The 18,493-nt window shown below is 44.1% G+C and carries 22 protein-coding genes; 4 read left to right on the forward strand and 18 right to left on the reverse strand.

The features are described 5' to 3' along the window. Positions 1 to 67: 67 nt before the first annotated feature. Together BN1002_RS11490 and deoD are read right to left on the reverse strand one after the other, a co-directional pair. Entirely contained in the window at positions 68 to 898 is an 831-nt protein-coding gene (locus BN1002_RS11490) for a D-alanyl-D-alanine carboxypeptidase family protein (RefSeq protein WP_048825156.1), read from the reverse strand. 187 nt (positions 899 to 1,085) lie between these two features. Next, the gene (gene deoD, locus BN1002_RS11495) at positions 1,086 to 1,790 is read right to left on the reverse strand and encodes a purine-nucleoside phosphorylase (protein ID WP_048825157.1); all 705 of its coding nucleotides are present in this window, start codon (positions 1,788 to 1,790) and stop codon (positions 1,086 to 1,088) included. 177 nt (positions 1,791 to 1,967) lie between these two features. Between deoD and BN1002_RS24365 the strand changes: the two genes are divergently transcribed. Then, entirely contained in the window at positions 1,968 to 2,096 is a 129-nt protein-coding gene (locus BN1002_RS24365; protein ID WP_269429797.1) for a hypothetical protein, read from the forward strand. A gap of 32 nt (positions 2,097 to 2,128) precedes the next feature. Here the strand turns inward: BN1002_RS24365 and BN1002_RS11500 are convergent, their stop codons facing one another. From BN1002_RS11500 to BN1002_RS11510, 4 genes are all read right to left on the reverse strand, one after another. Then, positions 2,129 to 2,899 carry a sporulation protein gene (locus BN1002_RS11500; RefSeq protein WP_048825158.1) on the reverse strand — a complete coding sequence of 257 codons (771 nt, stop codon included), beginning with the start codon at positions 2,897 to 2,899 and terminating at the stop codon, positions 2,129 to 2,131. 166 nt (positions 2,900 to 3,065) lie between these two features. Further along, entirely contained in the window at positions 3,066 to 3,230 is a 165-nt protein-coding gene (locus tag BN1002_RS23290; RefSeq protein ID WP_082036213.1) for a YozD family protein, read from the reverse strand. A 185-nt stretch (positions 3,231 to 3,415) separates the two neighbouring features. Continuing rightward, positions 3,416 to 4,111, reverse strand: coding sequence for a hypothetical protein (locus tag BN1002_RS11505; RefSeq protein WP_048825159.1), 696 nt, complete (start codon positions 4,109 to 4,111; stop codon positions 3,416 to 3,418). Positions 4,112 to 4,252: 141 nt separating this feature from the next. Continuing rightward, positions 4,253 to 4,450: a YozE family protein gene (locus BN1002_RS11510; RefSeq protein ID WP_048825160.1), complete on the reverse strand. Its 198-nt coding sequence runs from the start codon at positions 4,448 to 4,450 to the stop codon at positions 4,253 to 4,255. Between the two features lie 402 nt (positions 4,451 to 4,852). Here BN1002_RS11510 and BN1002_RS11515 point away from each other — a divergent pair, with 402 nt between their 5' ends. Both BN1002_RS11515 and BN1002_RS11520 read left to right on the forward strand, forming a co-directional pair. Next, positions 4,853 to 5,956 carry an SGNH/GDSL hydrolase family protein gene (locus BN1002_RS11515; RefSeq protein WP_048825161.1) on the forward strand — a complete coding sequence of 368 codons (1,104 nt, stop codon included), beginning with the start codon at positions 4,853 to 4,855 and terminating at the stop codon, positions 5,954 to 5,956. A gap of 59 nt (positions 5,957 to 6,015) precedes the next feature. Beyond that, on the forward strand, positions 6,016 to 6,612 hold the full coding sequence (locus BN1002_RS11520) for a DUF502 domain-containing protein (RefSeq protein ID WP_048825162.1): 597 nt from the start codon (positions 6,016 to 6,018) through the stop codon (positions 6,610 to 6,612). A gap of 22 nt (positions 6,613 to 6,634) precedes the next feature. Here the strand turns inward: BN1002_RS11520 and BN1002_RS11525 are convergent, their stop codons facing one another. Both BN1002_RS11525 and rsgA read right to left on the reverse strand, forming a co-directional pair. After that, positions 6,635 to 7,129: a PTS sugar transporter subunit IIA gene (locus tag BN1002_RS11525; RefSeq protein ID WP_048827908.1), complete on the reverse strand. Its 495-nt coding sequence runs from the start codon at positions 7,127 to 7,129 to the stop codon at positions 6,635 to 6,637. Between the two features lie 177 nt (positions 7,130 to 7,306). Continuing rightward, positions 7,307 to 8,353, reverse strand: coding sequence for a ribosome small subunit-dependent GTPase A (gene rsgA, locus BN1002_RS11530; protein ID WP_048827909.1), 1,047 nt, complete (start codon positions 8,351 to 8,353; stop codon positions 7,307 to 7,309). A 304-nt stretch (positions 8,354 to 8,657) separates the two neighbouring features. Between rsgA and BN1002_RS11535 the strand changes: the two genes are divergently transcribed. Further along, complete coding sequence (locus BN1002_RS11535) at positions 8,658 to 9,269, forward strand: DUF4397 domain-containing protein (RefSeq protein ID WP_048825163.1); 612 nt, start codon at positions 8,658 to 8,660, stop codon at positions 9,267 to 9,269. Between the two features lie 23 nt (positions 9,270 to 9,292). Here the strand turns inward: BN1002_RS11535 and BN1002_RS11540 are convergent, their stop codons facing one another. From BN1002_RS11540 to hypB, 10 genes are all read right to left on the reverse strand, one after another. Next, positions 9,293 to 9,871 carry a YpmS family protein gene (locus BN1002_RS11540; RefSeq protein WP_048825164.1) on the reverse strand — a complete coding sequence of 193 codons (579 nt, stop codon included), beginning with the start codon at positions 9,869 to 9,871 and terminating at the stop codon, positions 9,293 to 9,295. Continuing rightward, the gene (locus BN1002_RS11545) at positions 9,868 to 10,695 is read right to left on the reverse strand and encodes an SGNH/GDSL hydrolase family protein (protein WP_052445637.1); all 828 of its coding nucleotides are present in this window, start codon (positions 10,693 to 10,695) and stop codon (positions 9,868 to 9,870) included. Before BN1002_RS11545 ends, BN1002_RS11540 begins: the two co-directional genes overlap by 4 nt. A gap of 89 nt (positions 10,696 to 10,784) precedes the next feature. After that, on the reverse strand, positions 10,785 to 11,357 hold the full coding sequence (locus BN1002_RS11550; protein ID WP_048827911.1) for an SCO family protein: 573 nt from the start codon (positions 11,355 to 11,357) through the stop codon (positions 10,785 to 10,787). A 137-nt stretch (positions 11,358 to 11,494) separates the two neighbouring features. Beyond that, positions 11,495 to 12,337, reverse strand: coding sequence for a DegV family protein (locus BN1002_RS11555; RefSeq protein WP_048825165.1), 843 nt, complete (start codon positions 12,335 to 12,337; stop codon positions 11,495 to 11,497). A gap of 98 nt (positions 12,338 to 12,435) precedes the next feature. Further along, on the reverse strand, positions 12,436 to 12,687 hold the full coding sequence (locus BN1002_RS11560) for a YpmP family protein (protein ID WP_048825166.1): 252 nt from the start codon (positions 12,685 to 12,687) through the stop codon (positions 12,436 to 12,438). A 557-nt stretch (positions 12,688 to 13,244) separates the two neighbouring features. After that, positions 13,245 to 14,243: a hydrogenase expression/formation protein HypE gene (hypE, locus tag BN1002_RS11570; protein ID WP_048825168.1), complete on the reverse strand. Its 999-nt coding sequence runs from the start codon at positions 14,241 to 14,243 to the stop codon at positions 13,245 to 13,247. After that, positions 14,237 to 15,355: a hydrogenase formation protein HypD gene (gene hypD / locus BN1002_RS11575; RefSeq protein ID WP_048825169.1), complete on the reverse strand. Its 1,119-nt coding sequence runs from the start codon at positions 15,353 to 15,355 to the stop codon at positions 14,237 to 14,239. The genes hypE and hypD overlap by 7 nt, the downstream gene beginning before the upstream one ends. Further along, positions 15,327 to 15,563, reverse strand: a complete 237-nt coding sequence (locus tag BN1002_RS11580; RefSeq protein WP_048825170.1) for a HypC/HybG/HupF family hydrogenase formation chaperone — start codon at positions 15,561 to 15,563, stop codon at positions 15,327 to 15,329. Before BN1002_RS11580 ends, hypD begins: the two co-directional genes overlap by 29 nt. After that, positions 15,536 to 17,845, reverse strand: a complete 2,310-nt coding sequence (gene hypF / locus BN1002_RS11585) for a carbamoyltransferase HypF (RefSeq protein WP_048825171.1) — start codon at positions 17,843 to 17,845, stop codon at positions 15,536 to 15,538. The genes BN1002_RS11580 and hypF overlap by 28 nt, the downstream gene beginning before the upstream one ends. Next, positions 17,830 to 18,489 carry a hydrogenase nickel incorporation protein HypB gene (gene hypB, locus BN1002_RS11590; RefSeq protein ID WP_048825172.1) on the reverse strand — a complete coding sequence of 220 codons (660 nt, stop codon included), beginning with the start codon at positions 18,487 to 18,489 and terminating at the stop codon, positions 17,830 to 17,832. Before hypB ends, hypF begins: the two co-directional genes overlap by 16 nt. Positions 18,490 to 18,493 lie beyond the last annotated feature (4 nt).

The following is an 18,493-nucleotide window of genomic DNA, read 5'->3' on the forward strand; positions in this document are numbered from 1 at the left end:
AAGAAAACTTCGTGAATAGTTTAATTTGACCGATTACCAAAAGAAAAAGGAACCAATGACGGTTCCTTTATATTTTCTCCACTTCCTTAAAGAATTCTTCCAATGTCCATTCATTTTCAAAAATTGTTTTTGCCGCTTCCACCCCGACATACCTGAAGTGCCACGGCTCATACTGATAACCGGTAATGGATTCTTTTCCTTTCGGATATCGGAGAATGAATCCATACTTATGGGCATTTTCCGCTAGCCATTTCCCTTCTGGTGTTTCACCGAACTCTTCCGTTAAGTTCAAGTTTGTGGATTTGCTCGCAATATCCATCGTCAGCCCTGTCTGATGTTCACTTTGTCCAGGAATAGCCACTGCCTGGGCAGCTTTTTCAGTACCAGATTTTCTTACCTCGGCATCAAATAGCGATTTTTGCCTCGTATAGGAGCGGTAGCCCGAAATTGCATATAATTCTAAGTTCTCTTCTGCGGCACTCCTGAACATTTGTTCGAGGGCTTGTCCAGCTTCTTTCCTGATTAGGCTCTTTTCCACATCCTGGTCTCCAAAAGAAAAGGCAACATCTGGTTTCATTAAATCTTTTGGCTTATAAGTACTGGAAAGGGAATATTCCTTATTCACAAGTGCCAGAATATTATCCGGATTAAGGATTTCTTTCTTGCCATTCGTTTCGGCCACCTGATTAAAGTAGACCGCTTTTAGACTCGGCCTAGCTCCATCGTTTTCATTTTGGCCGCCCTGCCCATCCTGCCCGTCCGCTGCTTCCTGTTTCTTCACTTCATTTTGTGTATTGAATTTATCTTTTAGGAAGGATACTTTTTTCATAAAGGAGTCCATCTCGCTGCAGCCTGCAAGCATAAAAGTGCAGCCTAGAATTAGAAATGTTTTTTTCACATAAACCACCCATGTCGATTTATAAGATATTTTGCTGTCTGTTAGTAGTATAAGGCTCCTTTTTGTTGAGGGCAAGGATGGAAACCGATTTTCTCGGACAATAAAGCCATGTAATCCTGGAAATATGTTAAATAAAATGGAGAAAGGCTCTTTCCAATGGAGAGAGCCTTAAATGTCAAGTGTTATGTCATTCTTTAATTGCCGCTTCCAATGCTACCTCTATCATATCATTAAAAGTAAGCTGGCGCTCTTCGGAAGTCGTTACTTCACCTGTTAGGATATGGTCACTTACTGTCAAAACGGAAAGTGCCCTTCTGCTGTATTTGGCTGCCAGTGTGTAAAGTGCCGTCGTTTCCATTTCCAAAGCAAGGATTTGATACTGGGCGAGCTTTTCGTGATCGGCATTGTCGTTGTAAAATAGGTCAGCAGTAAAAACGTTGCCAACTTTTAAATTTAATCCTTTTTCGATACCGGCTTCATAAGCATTCTTCAGTAATTCGAAATTAGCTGCGGGAGCATAATCAATTCCGCCAAAAGTCAGGCGGTTCATTTGGGAATCAGTCGAAGCTGTCATGGCAAGGATGACATCGCGTACCTTCACATCTTTTTGGATCGCACCGCATGTCCCTACCCTGATCAGTGTTTTGACTCCGTATTCCGCAAGCAGTTCATTCACATAAATTGAAATCGAAGGAATCCCCATTCCAGTTCCCTGTACCGAAACTCTTTTGCCCCTATACGTTCCTGTATATCCGAACATGTTGCGGACCTCATTATAGCACTTCGCATCCTCAAGGAAATTTTCCGCTATGTATTTGGCACGAAGCGGGTCGCCTGGCAATAGGACTATTTCAGCTATTTCATTTTCTTTTGCACCTATATGAATACTCATTTGTAATCCTCCTTGTATCCAAAAGTAAGATGTCTAACCACCTTCCTAATCATACCATAATCGGAAATAATATTAAAATGTTTGCTTGAGAATACTAACGGAAAAGCAGACAAGATTGTTTTGCTTTTTATCGGCAAAGAGCATGGTTAATTGAAATTCAGACGAGGAGGTTGGAAAATGGGAAAAAAGCATCGGAACCGCATCAATGCTCCGAAAAAGAACAATCACATTCCACCGGAGCAAATTGTTGCCGAGCATGAAGCACATGCAAAAGATTTTTCAGCGAAAAAAAGAAAAAACACCTGAAAATGGAGCAGGAATCCTGCTCCATTCAACCATTAGGAGTATCGTTCAATAACTTCTTTCAATTGCTGTTTGACAATTTTTTGATCACTTGTCGTTACGAGTACTTTCACATTGGATTCATCGGTCGACAGCGCTTCGGATAACAGCCCGCTTATACCCCGGGCACGCCTGTCGACTTGCATAAGAACTTCTGTTTCTCCACTCGCCGAAGGAAACATGACGACTTCCAGTTCATCCAGTTTGCTTCTGAACAATCCTGAAACCGGCACATATTCGAATTCCTGAACAAACGGTAGCCTGCGCCTGATTCTATATGACGCCTGTTCACAATCTGCTTCCCTGAGGCGGAAACCCAGTTCCTCCACCGCCTTTAAAATAGAAGCCATTCCTTCTGTCGGTACGATTCGAATATAATCAGTGTCGGTAGGATCTACCGCGTTTTTTATATCAAGCCCTGTTGAAATCCATACTTTTGATCTCCCTATTGAGATTGGGGTATCCCAAGGCAATTTCCAGGAAAACGGAATTTGCTTCTTTTCCCCAGCGAGAATTCTGAAAGGCTCGGTAATTTTAATCCTTTCAATCGCTGTGTTGACACTATACTTCCGGTCATCAGACTCTTTCAGGTAGACTGTATTGAGGCTTAAATAAATAGCATCCACTTCCTGGTCAACACTGCCGCCGGATACTTCAACAACCCCTGAAACGGTATCTCCTGGGGCAAATGTATCCTTCTCCAGCTTCGTATCGACTTTTGTGCTTCCTATACCAACACTCGCTAAAAACTTGTTAAAAAAAGACATTCATTTTCCTCCTCATTATTTAAAGATATCTATGTCAAAACCATTCTCGAGTGCGATTGATATGTATACGGTGGAAATGATAAAATGTTTCAATTCACTCATATATTTCAGGTGCAATTTTGCAAAAAAATACGGCCCATGCCTCTAGGCCGCTAAATAACAACTATCAGCTTTCCTCGTCAATAATGCATTTGTCAAGGAGGTAATCAAAGGTTATATCGGCTAGTTCCTCAAGCTCATTTTCTGTTGGCACATAGCCTCTTTTGGTAAGCTCATGAAAGAAAAACTCTGCTATTTCCTCGGTATCTATAATGACTTCAATTTCTTTCATTCGCGCCGCCTCCTTTTTACAAAATGTATGAAGCGTGATTGTTTTTCATGCTTAATGTCAAGCTAATGCCACGAATTACATGGGTGTTTTCCCGGAGAGTTACAAATGTGGAAAGCAGGAAGGGATACGGATTTCTTTTGTCGTTTTCCGATACACGATCCGAAGGATGTTATGTGGTGAATAACTCAAACGTGTTTTTTGCCATCATTTTTGTGAATTTCCTGAAGTTTTTTTAACACAACTTCCATGACTTGCTCGTACTCAAGGTCTCCAAATAGTTGGTGCATAATCCTGTAGTCATTATAAATATCGAGGAGCCTGTCAACCAACTCCTTTTTTTCCTTCCTTTTTTCAAGTTCCCTGGCTTCGGCATTTTTATTGGATTGGCTTTCTGCCAGCTGCTGGGTTGGTTTTTCAGTTTTACCGATAACCGAGAGAAAACCAAGTTTCTTAATAAATGTGTCCGCATGTTCAGCATCCGCAAGCAACGTCAATTCTTCCTCTCCGGCTTCAAGCCACTCCCCGTCTTTTACCCTCGCGAGCTCGTAAATGATATCTTCCCAGGCATCCTCTTTATAGCGCCAGATTTCTGTCCTGACGCCAACAACCTTAAATAGGTCATTTCCATACCCTTTTACCTGGACAAGATCCCCGAAGAAAAATTTATATTCTATATCAAGATGTTCCTGCTCTACCGGGGTGCCATCGTACTCCGAAAGCAGCTGGAGCGAGGATTCAATATATAAACCCTCACTGTTATTGATTTCGTAGGCATACTGGCCGCCAATCCACTGGATATCCGTCACTTTTCCAACAGTACCATACATAAGGATGACAACCGTATCGCCTATTGAATACTTCGGTTTTTTCCTCTTCTCCATCTGTTTCACCCCCTGTAACCGAATGATTACAATAGTATATGCTCATGGTGTTTATCCGCACACGATGCAAAAAAGAAAAAAACCTTTCCAGCTTCAGGAAAGGTTTTCCACTATTCATAATTGCTCTGACTGCAAGTATTCTTACCAGGCTTCATCGAAGACAGCCATCGATTTCATATAATCCGCATTTAATTCCAAATAAAGGCTGATTTCTTCGTAATCCTCCGAGGTTTTGGGAAACCCGTGATCATGGAAAGCCGCATTTGCAAAATGGCTGATTTCATCTGGAGGTTTCGGATGCCTGTATTTCATAAGGAAATGATAGAATGATTTCCTCATTGCCATTCCTCCTTGCTAGTGTATTTCAGCAATAGGCATTTGTCTTATGCCTTTTTCTCGCTTTCAAAATCCGAGTTGAAAATATCATTATCATACCAAAAATCAACGATGCGTCAATATTACATAATTACAAAAACCGCTGGGATGTCCAGCGGCTGTCTGCTTTTTACGAAGACAGGCTATTTTTTTAGCCGCCTTTTGCCCTGTTCTCATAATAATATCCTTGCCAGTCAGAACCTGCATTTACCGCCCTGGGCTAAAGCCCTTGTCGAATTAATATTAATATTGTTCGTTATATCGCTCTATCTGAACACAAAGACAAAAAATAGGTAATTTATCAGATTTTATTTCATTTAGATTACGTTAAACTAACAATATCATGACAACGACAGGGTGTAATAAATGAAGAAGCCATTTCCTAAAATTCTATACGGCGGCTTAGCAGGTGTCATAGTTCTGTTTCTTTTCATCAACCAATTTACTTTTGCTAAAGGCAGCCGGCCTGCAACCGAGGGGTTTTTTAATAAGCTGAATAATGGGGAGAATTACAATTATCTTGTCATTGGCGACAGTATTGGCAGGGGGTCCGGCGCTGAAGCGAGAAATGGAACTTGGTTTTCCCAGTTTGAAAGACGATTAAAAGATATTTATGGTTCTGGAGGAAGCCGCTTCAGTATTGTTCAGAGCGGTGCTACCGCTTTTGAAGGCATCATGAAATATGGGCAGGAAAAACCGAATGTTCAAGTCGATCTTGTCATTATTGTATTCGGTGAGAACGATCGAAAATATATGGACGCCGGACAATTTGCTTTCTTTTACGAAAAATTGATCAGGCAGGTAAAGCTGGACCATCCCACAGCGGCGCTTTTCACCTTTACTGAAAGCTGCCTGAAGAATGAAGATTTTGCTAAGGTAATTCAAGATGTTTCAGCGCGCTACGGTGCTGCCAATATTGATATGAGAATACCTTTTGCGGCCTCAAGCCTCACAGCAGCGCAGCTGACGAAGGATGGCATCCATCCAAACCAGCAAGGTTATCAATTATATGCCGAAGAAATTTTGAAAACAGTGACCAGGCTCGAAATGGAAAAGGATCATCCTCCTCTGCCATTACCTGCCCCGATGCATGAAGGGCTTGCCAACGATTACGTGGTCAACGCCAATCCCTCGGCGATGAAAGGCTTTTCGAAGAAAGGCAAGGGCTTTTTTGCGAATGAAAAAGGGGCTTTCCTCGAATTCAGCTTTACAGGGACAATGGTCGGTTATAAATTGGACCGTGTGCCAGCCGGAGCGCTGATTGATGTTTTTATAGATGGCAAGCCGGCCGGGTCTCTGACAACCTGGTGGCCATTTAAGAAGGAAAGGACCATTTATGTCGCTTCTTCCCTTAAGGATGGCTCACATTTGATCAGATTCGTGCATAGCGGAAAGGCGACTCATCCATCCGACAGCGGCATAGCACCTTCCATTTTCATCAAGGGCATCATCACCGAGAAATCTGATTAATTGTTTCAAAAACAACTTTGGAAGGCTATAATGGAGAAAAATATAGTTGGAGAAAAAGAATGAAGTCACTGTTGAGAAATTTTATTAATGGGATTATCACCATCGTCCCTATCATCATTGTTATTTATGTCATTTATAAAACCTTCGTCTTCCTGGACAGCCTGCTTGGCAATGTCCTTAGGCCGTTTATGAAGAACGATTATATTCCGGGAATCGGACTGCTTCTGACCATCGTCCTAATTACATTTCTAGGTTATCTCTCGACAAAGTATATTACCGGGAAACTGATCGAGCTGATTGATCGGCTGCTTGAGAAGATTCCTGTTGTTAAAACGGTCTACTCTGTGATCAAGGATACGGTCCAATCGTTTTTGGGGGAGAAAAAATCTTTTTCAAAAGTGGCTCTCGTTACGATTCCGGGGACAGAGATGAGAAGCCTTGGTTTCATCACCTCGGAAAACCTTGATGTTTTTTATAGTCCTTTAAAGGATAGTGTGGCGGTTTATGTACCTCAGACGTTTCAGGTCGCCGGATTCACTTTCCTGATTCCCAAAGACCAGCTGGAAATCATCGATGTGAAGCCGGAAGAGGCGATGAAATTCATCCTGTCCGGAGGAATGGCGAATAAAGGGAATCAGCCCCTAAAGGGAAAATAAAAAACCGCCGTTTGGCGGTTTTTTATTTCGCGGTGACTTTTAAAAACGGTGTTGTGCCTCTTTCGACATTTCCGGAAGCGAGCACTTCAACTTCCATCGCGTCGCTGTTTGTAATAATCAGTGGCGTCACGGTGCTTTTCGCTTTTTCTGTGACCATCGACATATCAAACGTCACAAGCTTGTCACCTTTCCTGATTTTGTCCCCTTCCATGACATGCGCTGTAAAGCCTTCGCCTTTCATACCGACTGTTTCGAGTCCGATATGAATGAGGATTTCCGCCCCGTTCTCCGCTTTGATGCCAACAGCATGTTTCGTAGGAAAGACTTGAATGATCTCTCCATCCACAGGGGCTACAACGACACCTTCAGAAGGTTCAATTGCAAGGCCATCCCCCATCATTTTTTGGGCAAATACCGGATCGTCAACATTCTCCAGCTGTGTCGCCATTCCTGTCAAAGGCGCGACCAATTCTACCTCTTTCACTTCTTCCTTCTTACCAAACAAATTTTTGAAAATTCCCATGCCGATCATCCTTTCCGCTATTAGTGGACATTTCTTCTTTTAAAAGTCTTCCTCTTTCCTATTCCCAATATCCTCTAGGTAATAACTATAGAAATAATACTGAACAATCGCAGTATTACAAAACAAGATGATTTTTGCAAGCAAAAAGAGCCTGCTGCCAGGCTCTCTTCTTTACTTTTTAATCTTTCTCATCTGCTTGTGGATCGATTTCCATTGCTTTTTCTCCTCGGACTGAGCCCGCTTATCTGCTTTCCGTTCAATGTAAGCTAGTTCACGTTGAAGCTTATTATAGTTTGCAAGCCGACCCTCTGCCAATGTTCCATCTTCAATCGCTTCCTGGACGGCACAGCCTGGCTCATCCGCATGGCTGCAATCACGGAATCGGCACGAAGCCGAGAATTCCTCAATATCCCCGAAAGCTTCCGACAGTCCATCCTGGCTTTCCCAAAGCTGAAGCTCACGCATTCCCGGCGTATCAATCAATACAGCCCCGTTCGGCAAAAGGATCAATTCACGGTGAGTTGTTGTATGGCGGCCCTTGTCATCATCTTCACGGATTTGTTTAACTTCCTGTTTGTTTTCTCCAAGCAGTGTATTGGTCAAGGTGGATTTACCAACTCCTGACGACCCAAGAAGCGCGACAGTTTTTCCCGGCTCCAGATAAGGTTTCAGCTTTTCAAGCCCTTCATTCATTTCTGCGCTGACGGCAATAATCGGTACGCCTGGTGCCACTGTTTCCACTTCGGAAACTTTTCTGGCAACATCTCCGCAAAGGTCTGCTTTGCTCAAAATGATGACCGGGTTCGCTCCACTTTCCCAGGCAAGCAATAAATAACGCTCAATCCGGCGTAAATTTAAATCGTCATTTAGGCTGTTTACGAGGAATACAGTATCAATATTGGCCGCGACAATTTGCTCCTCTGCTGTCTCACCCGCAGCTTTCCTTGAAAATTTGCTGAACCTCGGTATGATACCATGAATGGTTCCCTTTCCTTCAGCTCCTCTCGCCGATAGGACGACCCAATCCCCTACGGCCGGAAAATCTTCTCTGCTGCTGGCGGAAAAAGCAAGTTTTCCGGATACTTCGCAAAGTAATTCCAGTTCCTCGGTCCATACTCTATACATATGTTTATGTTCAAGCGCCACCCTTCCAAGAATATAATCCTTTCCCGGAAACTTTGACAGTTCACTATTCATTTCTTCCTTTAGACCAATCATCTTTAAATTCAAATTCTTTTCCTCCCAAAAAATAAATAAACCACAGGCGCGCGCACCCGTGGTTCATCATTTGGGAAATGGACAGACTGGTCCCTGTTTTCCTAAATGTCCGTACGGGTGGCGTAAGAGTCAGCGACAATCAAAACAATGCTCATTTTTCTCATTACACTTCACCCGCCTTTTTGTTTGATAAATTCAGTATATTCATTTAAGCCGAAAAAGTAAACGAATATTTTTTCATTATTTTGCATAACGGAATGGGAGATTCATACATTTACATCAAACAATGAGCAGGAGGGCTGCCATGAACACGCAAATTACACCGGTAGATTGTTTATATGGGGTGGATTCCTTAAAAGGAACCGGATGGATTTTTCATTGCCATCCCTCACTTGGCAAAATCGACGTTTTTATAAACGGGCTGCGAATTTTCAAGGGGCTAACTTACAAGCTCCTAAGTGCCCCAGCTGCATTCCCGCTTGGAAGATGCCAAATTGACCTATATAAGAATGGCCAATTGCTCACCTCGGCAGTGATGAATATCCTTAGTGAAGAAAAGCTTTTCATAGCGGTTACCGGTGTCGGCAAAAAAATCGATATCAGAAAATACAATTTTGATTTTTCCGTGCCGACAGGAGAAGCCGCGGCCCGTTTTCTTCACCTCGCCCCAAGGCTTGGGACAGTTGATCTATCAGTCCATAAGGGAGATGTCATCTTCCCTTCCGTAAACTACTTGTCAGCCACTCCCTTCCTTCCCCTTTCGCCCGTGACCTTCAATCTGGAAGCAAGAAAAGCCGGAACGAAGGATATACTCCTGCCAATGCATCAATGTTCTTTTAATGAAAGTACTGCTTATTTCCTTTGCTTGATAGATGATGGGCAAAAATTCGAAAAAGCGGCCATAAAATTAAAATGAGTGCCCTCTGTCAGGGCACTCGGTTATTTTACTGGGACAAGTAGTGTAAATGAGATATTATCCTTTTCCAAGTCAAAAGAATTCGCTTTTAGCTTTGCGTCACTTTTCAGCTTAAGCTTATCCATATGAATATAAATTTGCCGTTCGTCCGGAAGGATTTCTACCCCTCTTGGCAATTCATAATTCTTGCGGATGAAATCTAGGACATATGGCACAGGCAAATGCAGCTGGCCGACAGAGATCGATTTCTGCCTCAGTAGCAAATCGCCGTTTTTCTGGGCTTCCGGAACAAAAGTCAATTTCATATTTAACTCCTGGCTGAAGAATGGCACCGTACCATACAGTTCTACCTCATCCTTCACCTCGACACGGTAATTGACCGGGTTTTCGGAAACTTCCTTTTCCAAATAATAATTGACGAGTTTATTGACATCATCCTTATTCGTCCGAATATTAAAGGCAACCCGCCCGTCTTCCTTCACTCCAATTCTTTTCTGCTTGGATCCATCAGGTGGAATGGCCGCCAGGATGATCAGCGTCGCAAGAGCGGCGACTACAACTCCCAATAAGATAAAAAATGCTGCTTTCCAACGGTTTTTCATTCTCGATTCTCCTTATCACCCTCCGCGTGCGTATATCCCGCAACCGCCGGCAGGGCTTCTTCTCCAAGTGTTTTATATACTCGTTCTGCAATTAATTGATACCCTTTATCGTTGGGATGAAACTGGTCATCAAACAGCAAATTCACCTGCAGGTCAGTAAAAATATCATCTATGTTAACGAAATAAGCATCTGGGAATTGAGCAATCACCGATCTTCCGGCTTCATTCCAGTCGGATACAATCTGGTCAAGCTCCTCCACATCGGGAAACCATTGCAGGAATGGGTTGTAAATGCCAATGAGGACAATCACTGCTTCCGGATTTTCCTTCTTTATTAACGCCATGATTTTTTCAAGTCTGGCACTATAGAATTCTTTTTCTTTTGCAAAACGCTCGTATTGCATATTAAGGATATTCTGCCTTGCGACCTTCATGACATCGTTTCCGCCAATCGTGATGAGTACCATGTCCGATTGTTCTATAGCAGAAACAACCTCCTTGTTTTTGAGGCGGTTTAAGAGCTGGTCGCTCCTTGTTCCTTTTTTGCCAAAATTATTTACTACCGCATTTTCAATGCCTTTTTCCTTTTCAAATTCTGCTTCCAGGTATCGCAAGTATCCGCCTGTGTCGGTACTATCGCCAATTCCCTCTGTAAGGGAGTCACCGAGTGCCGTCACAGTAAGATCACGCGGCAAGAAATCCACAGGAATGGACTTCGCTTCTTCCACTTTTGTTTTTTTTGCCGGCTGGCTCTCCGGTTTCTTTGGCTGGCACGATACAAGAAGCACCGTGGCGCTTAAAAGCAATGCGATCTTTTTCCACATCAGTCCCACTCCCCCTTCTATAATAATTATAATATAATAATTTGTTATTGGCCGTGAATAAGTGCAAAGAAAAAAGCCCTCGAAAGGGCCTATTGGAGGGTTTTGATATCTTTGATGATATCATCATAAGGAACATTGCTAACCCCGGAATAGTACGTCTTGATCTTGCCATCCTTGCCTACGAGGAAGAAACTTGTTCCATGGACCACCTGGTCGCCTTCTTTCGGCATGGCTACAGGAGTTTTAAAGTACTTGACTGCGAATTCTTCAATCTCTTCCTGTTCATACCCGGTCAGGAAGTTCCAATTTTTAAGGTCGGCATCGAATTTGGTCCCATATTCTTTGAGGGCTTCCGGTGTATCCCCTTCAGGATCGACACTAAAAGAAACAAATTCAATGTTTTTAATTCCTTCTTCAGCAGCCATTTCCTGGATTTCCGCCATATTGGCTGTCATCGGCGGGCAGACGGTTTCGCAGTTTGTAAAGATGAAGTCAGCCATCCAGACCTTGCCTTCGAGATCCTTTAAGCCGAATTGCTTATTATCCTGGTTCGTGAATGTAAAGTCTTCTACTGGCCAATTTTTGGCACCCTTTATCTCTTTAGGCCCGCAAGCTGAAAGGACAAGTACGACTGCTGCCATGGCCAAAAGTAACGCTTTGATTTTCAATGAATTCACCGTCTCTTTTCTAACGTATATTCGTGATAAGTTTAACAAACATGCAAGTAAGAAGAAAGATTTTTGCCTGCTTTCCTTGTGCTTTTGCAAAAGAAAGAACCGGCTTTTCCGGTTCCTCGAGCTTATTCAAAATAATACATGAGCGCTATTGCGCCGGGTCCGGTATGGGTACTGACGGTTGAATTGGTATAATCCGTTTCAACGCCTTCGTAGCCGGTCAGTTCATATATGTTTTCTTTGATCTTTTCAGCGAGGTCGATGGCACCCGCATGGGCGATGCCGACTCCCTTGATTGTTTTTCCTGCTACATCTTCTGCAAATTGTTTTGCCAGGAATTTAACAACCTGAGTATGGCTGCGCACCTTTGTGACCGGATTGTACTCCGCCCCTTCAAGGGATGCGATTGGCTTAATGTTTAATAAGGATCCGAGGAAGGCCCGTCCTTTTCCGATCCTGCCGCCTTTGACGAGGTTTTCAAGGGTATCGACCATAATATATAGCCTTGAGTTTTCCTGGATTGCTTTTAGGCGGGCAAGAATCTCGTCCATGGATTTTCCTTCATTCGCCATGATGGCCGCTTCCTTAACCTGAAAGCCGAGAGCCTTTGAAATGAATTTAGAATCAACAACTGTTACCTTCGCTGCTGTCATCTGGGCCGCACTTTCGGCTGAACGCACCGTTCCGCTCATTTTTCCTGTCATATGAATTGACAATACATCATAGCCTTCATTGCCAAGTCTGTCATATACCTCGAGAAAAGCACCGGTTGACGGCTGGGAGCTTTTCGGCAGCTCAGGAGTTTGTTTCATTTTTCCTAAAAACTGCACAGGACTGATATCCACCCCGTCGGTATAAGTTTCTCCCCCGACCGTAATGGATAGCGGCACGATTTCGATGCCGTATTTTTCTATCAATTCTTTCGGCATGTCCGAAGTCGAATCAGTTACAATTTTAATTTTTGCCAAAATAATCACTTCCCTGCTAATATACACTTGCCTTCTATTATACAGATTTCGCGCGGGGGAAGAAATAAAAAGAGTACCGGCTTCCCGGTACCCAAGCATTAAGCGTTATTTTTCAATTCCGCTGTGTGGTAAAGCTGTTCATAATCAGGCCATTTCAAGGCTCTCTTCAAGTATTCCCGGAAGGAATAACACTTTTTGGGCTGCTTTTCAGCATAAATCGAAGTCATGAATGTTTGCAAACGGAATCGGATCATGAAACTATAAGGATTACCTTCCTCCAATACAGGAATATCGATTACTTTAACCTTCTGTCCAACAGCATTTTTGAACTCCAGGCTTTTAAATAACAAAATATCAATCCTCTTTTTCACCCGTTTGTTTATATTATACCTTATGTACCGCTCGAAATGTGTCTGATTATGCACAGATTCCTGACTTTTTTCCAATTTTTATGCTTTTACACAAATTGATGTTCACTTTTGTGTTTGATTTGCTGTCCTCCAAGTTGAGAAATCATCTGTAATTTTTTCGACCGATCTTCCGGTGCCTGCAATTTCAAATGGGAAATATCCTTCCCACATACCGGGCAAAGCCAATTTCCAGTATCGCAACTACTGAAGGAAGGCTTCCGGCAGTCAGTGCAAACCTTTTTAAACATCTCAAAATCCCCTCTCTACCATTCTCTCTAATAATATCAATTATATGTATCTGGAAATAAAAACAGACCCTGATATTGTCTATTACCACATCTGGGTCTGGATAAACCTGTTTAATTAATTTTTCTCAAATACATAATCGATAGACTGCATCATTATGAGGAATTCCGCTAAAAAGCTAAATAAACCAGCTGCAGCGTTAGAAAGAGGAAGTTATCTTTATATGTTTTAATTGCCCTTGGGGAAATTATCTAACATATCCTCGGAACCATCGTTCCTGTCAGCCGGTTGAGAATCCGTTTAGAGCCTAACGGCGTTTCCAACAGAAGCTGACCTCGCTCCAGCCCCACTATTGAGCCAATTATTGCCGCTTCACCTCCCTCTGGAAAAGAACGAATAATATCAAGCACTTGCCAGGCATTATCTTTTGCAGCTATGATAATCGCTTTTCCTTCATTTGCGAGATAAAGAGGATCGAATCCGACAAGGTCACAAACACCATGGACGACATCTTTTACAGGAATCGTTTCTTCCTTCAGCTTGATTGTTATAGAAAAATCTTCAGCTATTTCCACAAGTGTGGTTGCAAGGCCCCCACGGGTAGGGTCCCGCATAATGCGGACGCCGCCACATTCTTCCAAAACAGCAGATAGCATTTTGTCCAGCGAAGCGCAATCACTAACAAGATGAGCCTCTATCCCCAGATCACCTCGGGCGGCTAGTACGGCAACCCCATGATCACCAACCGTCCCGGTGACAATTACAACATCCCCAGCTTCAAATCGATAACTGCAGCCCCTGCCTTCTTCATAAACCCCTATGCCGGTCGTATTGATATACACTCCATCTGCACTGCCCCGCTCAACAACCTTTGTATCCCCTGCGATAATCTTGACACCGACGTCGTCTGCTTCCGATTTCATATCGGCAACGATTTTTTTCAAGTCATTTAGAGGAAATCCTTCTTCAATCACAAAGCCACACGTTAAATAGAGCGGTTTTGCCCCGCTGACAGAAAGGTCATTGACTGTTCCCGCCACTGCCAGTTTCCCGATTGTTCCGCCCGGGAAGAAAATAGGCTTTATCACGAATGTATCCGTTGTTACAGCGATTCGGGTTCCAGGCAGATTTAAAGAAGCAGAATCGAATAATGCTCCGGAATGGCCAAAGCTTTCCGCAAATACATCACGGATAAGCCTGTGGCTCAACTCACCTCCGTCGCCATGGGCAAGGCTGATCACTTTTACCATTCGCTTCCCTCCATCATATATTGATAGTATGCGGAACAGCTCCCTTCCGCTGAAACCATGCATGGCCCGACTGGATTGGCCGGTTTGCATGCTTTTCCAAACAGCGGGCATTGGTCGGGTTGGATCAGTCCTTTAATAATTTCGCCACAGCGGCATTTCGTCTTCCGGGGTTCCCCCACTTCAACAACAAACCTATTTTTCGCATTGAAATTGCTGTACTCAGGCTTGAAATCAAGGCCGCTGTCTGGAATGATGCCAATCCCTCGCCACGCTTCATCACAACGCTGTAAATACTTGTCCATCCACTGTTGCGCAACTACATTTCCTTTTTTAGTAACAATAGCTGGATGATTATTCACGATTTCTTTTTTATTTTGAATCGCAAGGTCAATCAGTTTGTAAATTCCGTGCAAAAGCTCCGCGGTCTCAAAGCCAGCTATGACCCCCGAAATATCGTAATCCTCAGCAAGATACCGATATGATTCTTCACCAAGCACAATTGATACATGGCCAGGCAAAAGAAAACCATCAAGTGCGACTTCCCCAGAATCGAGTAAAGCACGCAAGATCGGTTCTACCAGTTTCGTAGTCATCCATATTGAAAAGTTTTCGACTCCCCGCTTTTCTGCTTCACCTACCATGAGAGTGAGGACCGGAATCGTCGTTTCAAATCCAACTCCAAGAAAGACGACTTCTTTTTCAGGATTTTCTTCCGCAATCCTTACAGCGTCAATAGGTGAATAGAGGATCCGGATATCCTTGCCGGCTATCTTCGCATCTTGAAGCGTTCTTTTCGTGCCCGGTACCCGCATCATATCCCCGAATGTGCAGATGATCAGGTCCTCTCTTTCAGATAGGTCAATCATCGCATCAATTGATTTCTGGTCGGTCACACAGACTGGGCAGCCAGGGCCGGAAATCAGATTGACTGCCTCCTTTAGCCTTTGTTTCACGCCTGTCCTTGCCAGTGACATCGTATGGGAACCGCACACCTCCATGAAAGCAGGCTTCCGCCCATAAAGCTGCTGAAACTCTTTCGCTTTGTCCAAAACTGCTTCGACAAGCGGCCTGCATATGGCGGGATTATTTGATTGCTTCAGAATTTCGAGCATGGATGAGCTTCCTCCATTCCGCGACGCTTTCGCTTGCATATTTCTCATCAACAATGCTCATTGCCTGACCGGCATGTACGATGACAAAATCGTCAACTTCGACTTCGGGAACGAAAATAATGCCGACAGTCAGCATGGAACCCATCACATCAACCTTGGCGCTATACTCCATTTTTTCGATTACTTTTGCCGGAACGCCGACACACATTGGCGAGACCTCCTCTTGGCCGCGACAGCCACTAGCTGCCCATATGATAATCCACCGTCACTGCATGGAAGCTTGGTTGGTACGAATACCGTAAATCCCTTGTTCTCAAGCTCACTGGAGAGCCTTTTGCGCAAATAGCGGTTATGCAGGCTTCCCCCCGAAAGGGCAACTGTCCGGACAGAAGGGAACCGATCTTTCAATTTCAACAATGCAGTTAAAATTGCCTGAACAATCGTTTCATGGAATCTGCCGCTTATCTCATTTCTGTCTGCACCGTGTAACACATCGTGTGAGATTGTTTTAAGCATTTCGGTAAAATCTATTTCCTGAAGCTCTGAATCCTCATGAATAATAAACTTGTAAGGCTCATAAACAACTTCCGGGTCTGCAAGCTCTGCCAACAGGATGGCTGCTTCGCCATCATAGGTAGAAACATCGATAAGTCGACAAATCGCACTGACCGTATCAAACAGCCGTCCGCATGTTCCCGCATAAACAGTATTAAGATTTTTCTCGATCATTTTGCCTAAAACAGCCGTTTCTTCCTTATGATGTGGAAACAACCGATCCGCCAGCTTATGACCTTCGGAACCAAGAAGGTGCATCAACATAGCTGCAGCTGTTCGCCACGGCTGTTTAATGCACGCTTCTCCCCCTGGCAAAGGAGTATAGCGTAAATGACCGAGGCGCTGGTAATCCGCCTTATTCCCGAAGAACAACTCGAACCCCCAAACTTTCCCGTCCGTCCCATAGCCCGTTCCGTCAAGAATGATCCCGAATGCATCGCCGTCAAAGCCATATTCTTCAAGGCAGCCTGCAAAATGGGCATGATGATGCTGTACCTCTATTGTTTCTTTAAATCCGTAATCTTTTGGTATATTCCTAGTCTGATAACCCGGATGTATGTCGACTGCAGCCGCCTCTTTTTCAATATCAACCCACTTTAATAGATGCTCGAGTTCTGTTTTGAAATGAGCTTCGGTTTGTATGTTTTCGATGTCACCGATATGCGGACCGGTAAATGCTTGGTTAAAACGGCCAATCGTAAACGTGTTTTTTTGCTGGCCGCCAAAGGCGACAATTCCGGAAACATCACCGCCAGTCACGAATGGGTCGGGTACGTACCCCCGGGATCTCCTTAAAAAATCAGGTTTCCCAGCATTGATTTGTACGACCGAGTCATCGACAGGGTGAAGGATTTCCCGGTTATGCATTAGGTAGTAATCGGCAATCCCTTTTAAATACGTGAATGCCTCATCATCTTTGTACAATATCGGCAACCCCGAAGGATTGGCACTCGTCATCACAAGCGTTCGTGCTTTCGTATGGTGGAACAAGAGATGGTGCAGAGGTGTATAAGGAAGCATCACCCCAATTGTCTCCATCTCAGGCGCGATACTTGCAGCGAGATTGTACTCCAAGCTTTTAGGGACTATGACGATTGGCGCTTCGGGGGATGTCAAAAGCTCCCTCTCTTCTCTCATTACGTTGGCAATGGCATCGGTTTCTCGAAAGTCCGCAGCCATGACTGCAAGCGGCCGACTTGGCCTGTTCTTTCTATTTCTTAGTCTCGCGACTGTTTCTTCATTCCGGGCATCACAGCAAAGATGATAGCCTCCTAACCCTTTAATGGCGAGAATCTTTCCTGAATCCAATAAATTGGCTGCTTCTTGGACAAGCGAATCGGCTTTTACCATTTCTCCTTCCTCGTTATAAAGAAAGAGTGATGGACCGCACTTTGGGCAGGCAATCGGCTGGGCATGATGACGTCGGTTTAACGGGTCTTCATACTCTTTCCGGCACACTGGGCACATCGGAAATTCTTTCATTGATGTGTAAGGCCTGTCATATGGAAGTTCGGAAATAATTGTGTATCTCGGCCCGCATTGTGTGCAGTTAATAAAAGGGTAATTATAACGAAAATCCCCGGGATCTTTCATCTCTTCAAGGCATTCGGGACAGACATTGGCGTCGATCGGAATGACGAGCATCGACGCGCCTTCCCGTTCACTTGGAATAATCGTAAACTCTGAAATTCCCATTACTTCCGCGGGGCTGATGATCACCTCAGTGATTTTAGACAGCCGCGGGGCATTTGTCCGCAATTCACTTAGGAACTCTTGTAAGTGTTCCGCATTTCCTTCAAGATGGATTTTCACGCCATCCATATTATTCTGGACGGTGCCGGACATCGCATACTTTTCGGCAAGCTGAAAAATGAACGGCCTGAATCCGACTCCCTGGACTCTTCCCCTGACGGCAATCTTTACTGCGGCGCGCATTGTCCGTATGCCCCTTCAAGCCAGGTGAACCAGTCGTGCAAGCCTTCACCTGTCCTTGCTGATACAGGGATTAAGACCGAACTCGGGTTAATCTCGGCAAGGTCACGGATGGCTTCGTCCACCTTAAAATCAAGGTAAGGCAGTAAATCCATTTTATTCAAGAGGACAAGCTCAGTTCGCAAAAACATCAGTGGATATTTGGGGATTTTGTCGTTTCCTTCCGGGATGCTTAGCACTGTGACTTTATGCTGCTGCCCAAGGTCGTAGCCTGATGGGCAGACAAGGTTGCCGACATTTTCAATAAATAAAATATCCACTTCATCCAGATCAAACTCACCGAGAGCAGCGGCAATCATTCTTGCATCAAGGTGACAGCCCCCATGTGTATTGATTTGAACAGCTTTAGCTCCCAAGGCTCTGATTCTGTCCGCATCCTTTTCAGTTGCAAGGTCGCCTTCAATGACCGCGATACGAAACTTCTCGGAAAGCTCCCTGACCGTTTCTTCGAGTAACGTTGTTTTTCCCGCGCCAGGGGAACTCATCAGATTGATGACAAGTGTTTTTGTTTCCTCGAAAACAGAGCGGTTGAATTCCGCCGCTTTGTTGTTGTTTGAAAGAACATCAGTTTTTAATGCTATCTTCACGTTG

Origin of the sequence: Bacillus sp. B-jedd (assembly GCF_000821085.1) — a bacterium.
Lineage (GTDB): Bacteria > Bacillota > Bacilli > Bacillales > Cytobacillaceae > Bacillus_D.

Bases quoted from the DNA above. Each gene is read 5' to 3' on its own strand.
- BN1002_RS11545 (WP_052445637.1), bottom strand. From the start codon at position 10,695: ATGTGGAAAAAGATCGCATTGCTTTTAAGCGCCACGGTGCTTCTTGTA.
- hypD (WP_048825169.1), bottom strand. From the start codon at position 15,355: ATGCTCGAAATTCTGAAGCAATCAAATAATCCCGCCATATGCAGGCCG.
- deoD (WP_048825157.1), bottom strand. From the start codon at position 1,790: ATGAGTATTCATATAGGTGCAAAAGAAAATGAAATAGCTGAAATAGTC.
- rsgA (WP_048827909.1), bottom strand. From the start codon at position 8,353: ATGATTGGTCTAAAGGAAGAAATGAATAGTGAACTGTCAAAGTTTCCG.
- BN1002_RS11580 (WP_048825170.1), bottom strand. From the start codon at position 15,563: ATGTGTGTCGGCGTTCCGGCAAAAGTAATCGAAAAAATGGAGTATAGC.
- BN1002_RS11540 (WP_048825164.1), bottom strand. From the start codon at position 9,871: ATGAAAAACCGTTGGAAAGCAGCATTTTTTATCTTATTGGGAGTTGTA.
- BN1002_RS11535 (WP_048825163.1), top strand. From the start codon at position 8,658: ATGAACACGCAAATTACACCGGTAGATTGTTTATATGGGGTGGATTCC.
- BN1002_RS23290 (WP_082036213.1), bottom strand. From the start codon at position 3,230: ATGAAAGAAATTGAAGTCATTATAGATACCGAGGAAATAGCAGAGTTT.
- BN1002_RS11520 (WP_048825162.1), top strand. From the start codon at position 6,016: ATGAAGTCACTGTTGAGAAATTTTATTAATGGGATTATCACCATCGTC.
- BN1002_RS11505 (WP_048825159.1), bottom strand. From the start codon at position 4,111: ATGGAGAAGAGGAAAAAACCGAAGTATTCAATAGGCGATACGGTTGTC.
- hypE (WP_048825168.1), bottom strand. From the start codon at position 14,243: ATGGTAAAAGTGATCAGCCTTGCCCATGGCGACGGAGGTGAGTTGAGC.
- BN1002_RS11515 (WP_048825161.1), top strand. From the start codon at position 4,853: ATGAAGAAGCCATTTCCTAAAATTCTATACGGCGGCTTAGCAGGTGTC.
- BN1002_RS24365 (WP_269429797.1), top strand. From the start codon at position 1,968: ATGGGAAAAAAGCATCGGAACCGCATCAATGCTCCGAAAAAGAACAAT.
- BN1002_RS11510 (WP_048825160.1), bottom strand. From the start codon at position 4,450: ATGAGGAAATCATTCTATCATTTCCTTATGAAATACAGGCATCCGAAA.
- hypF (WP_048825171.1), bottom strand. From the start codon at position 17,845: ATGCGCGCCGCAGTAAAGATTGCCGTCAGGGGAAGAGTCCAGGGAGTC.
- BN1002_RS11500 (WP_048825158.1), bottom strand. From the start codon at position 2,899: ATGTCTTTTTTTAACAAGTTTTTAGCGAGTGTTGGTATAGGAAGCACA.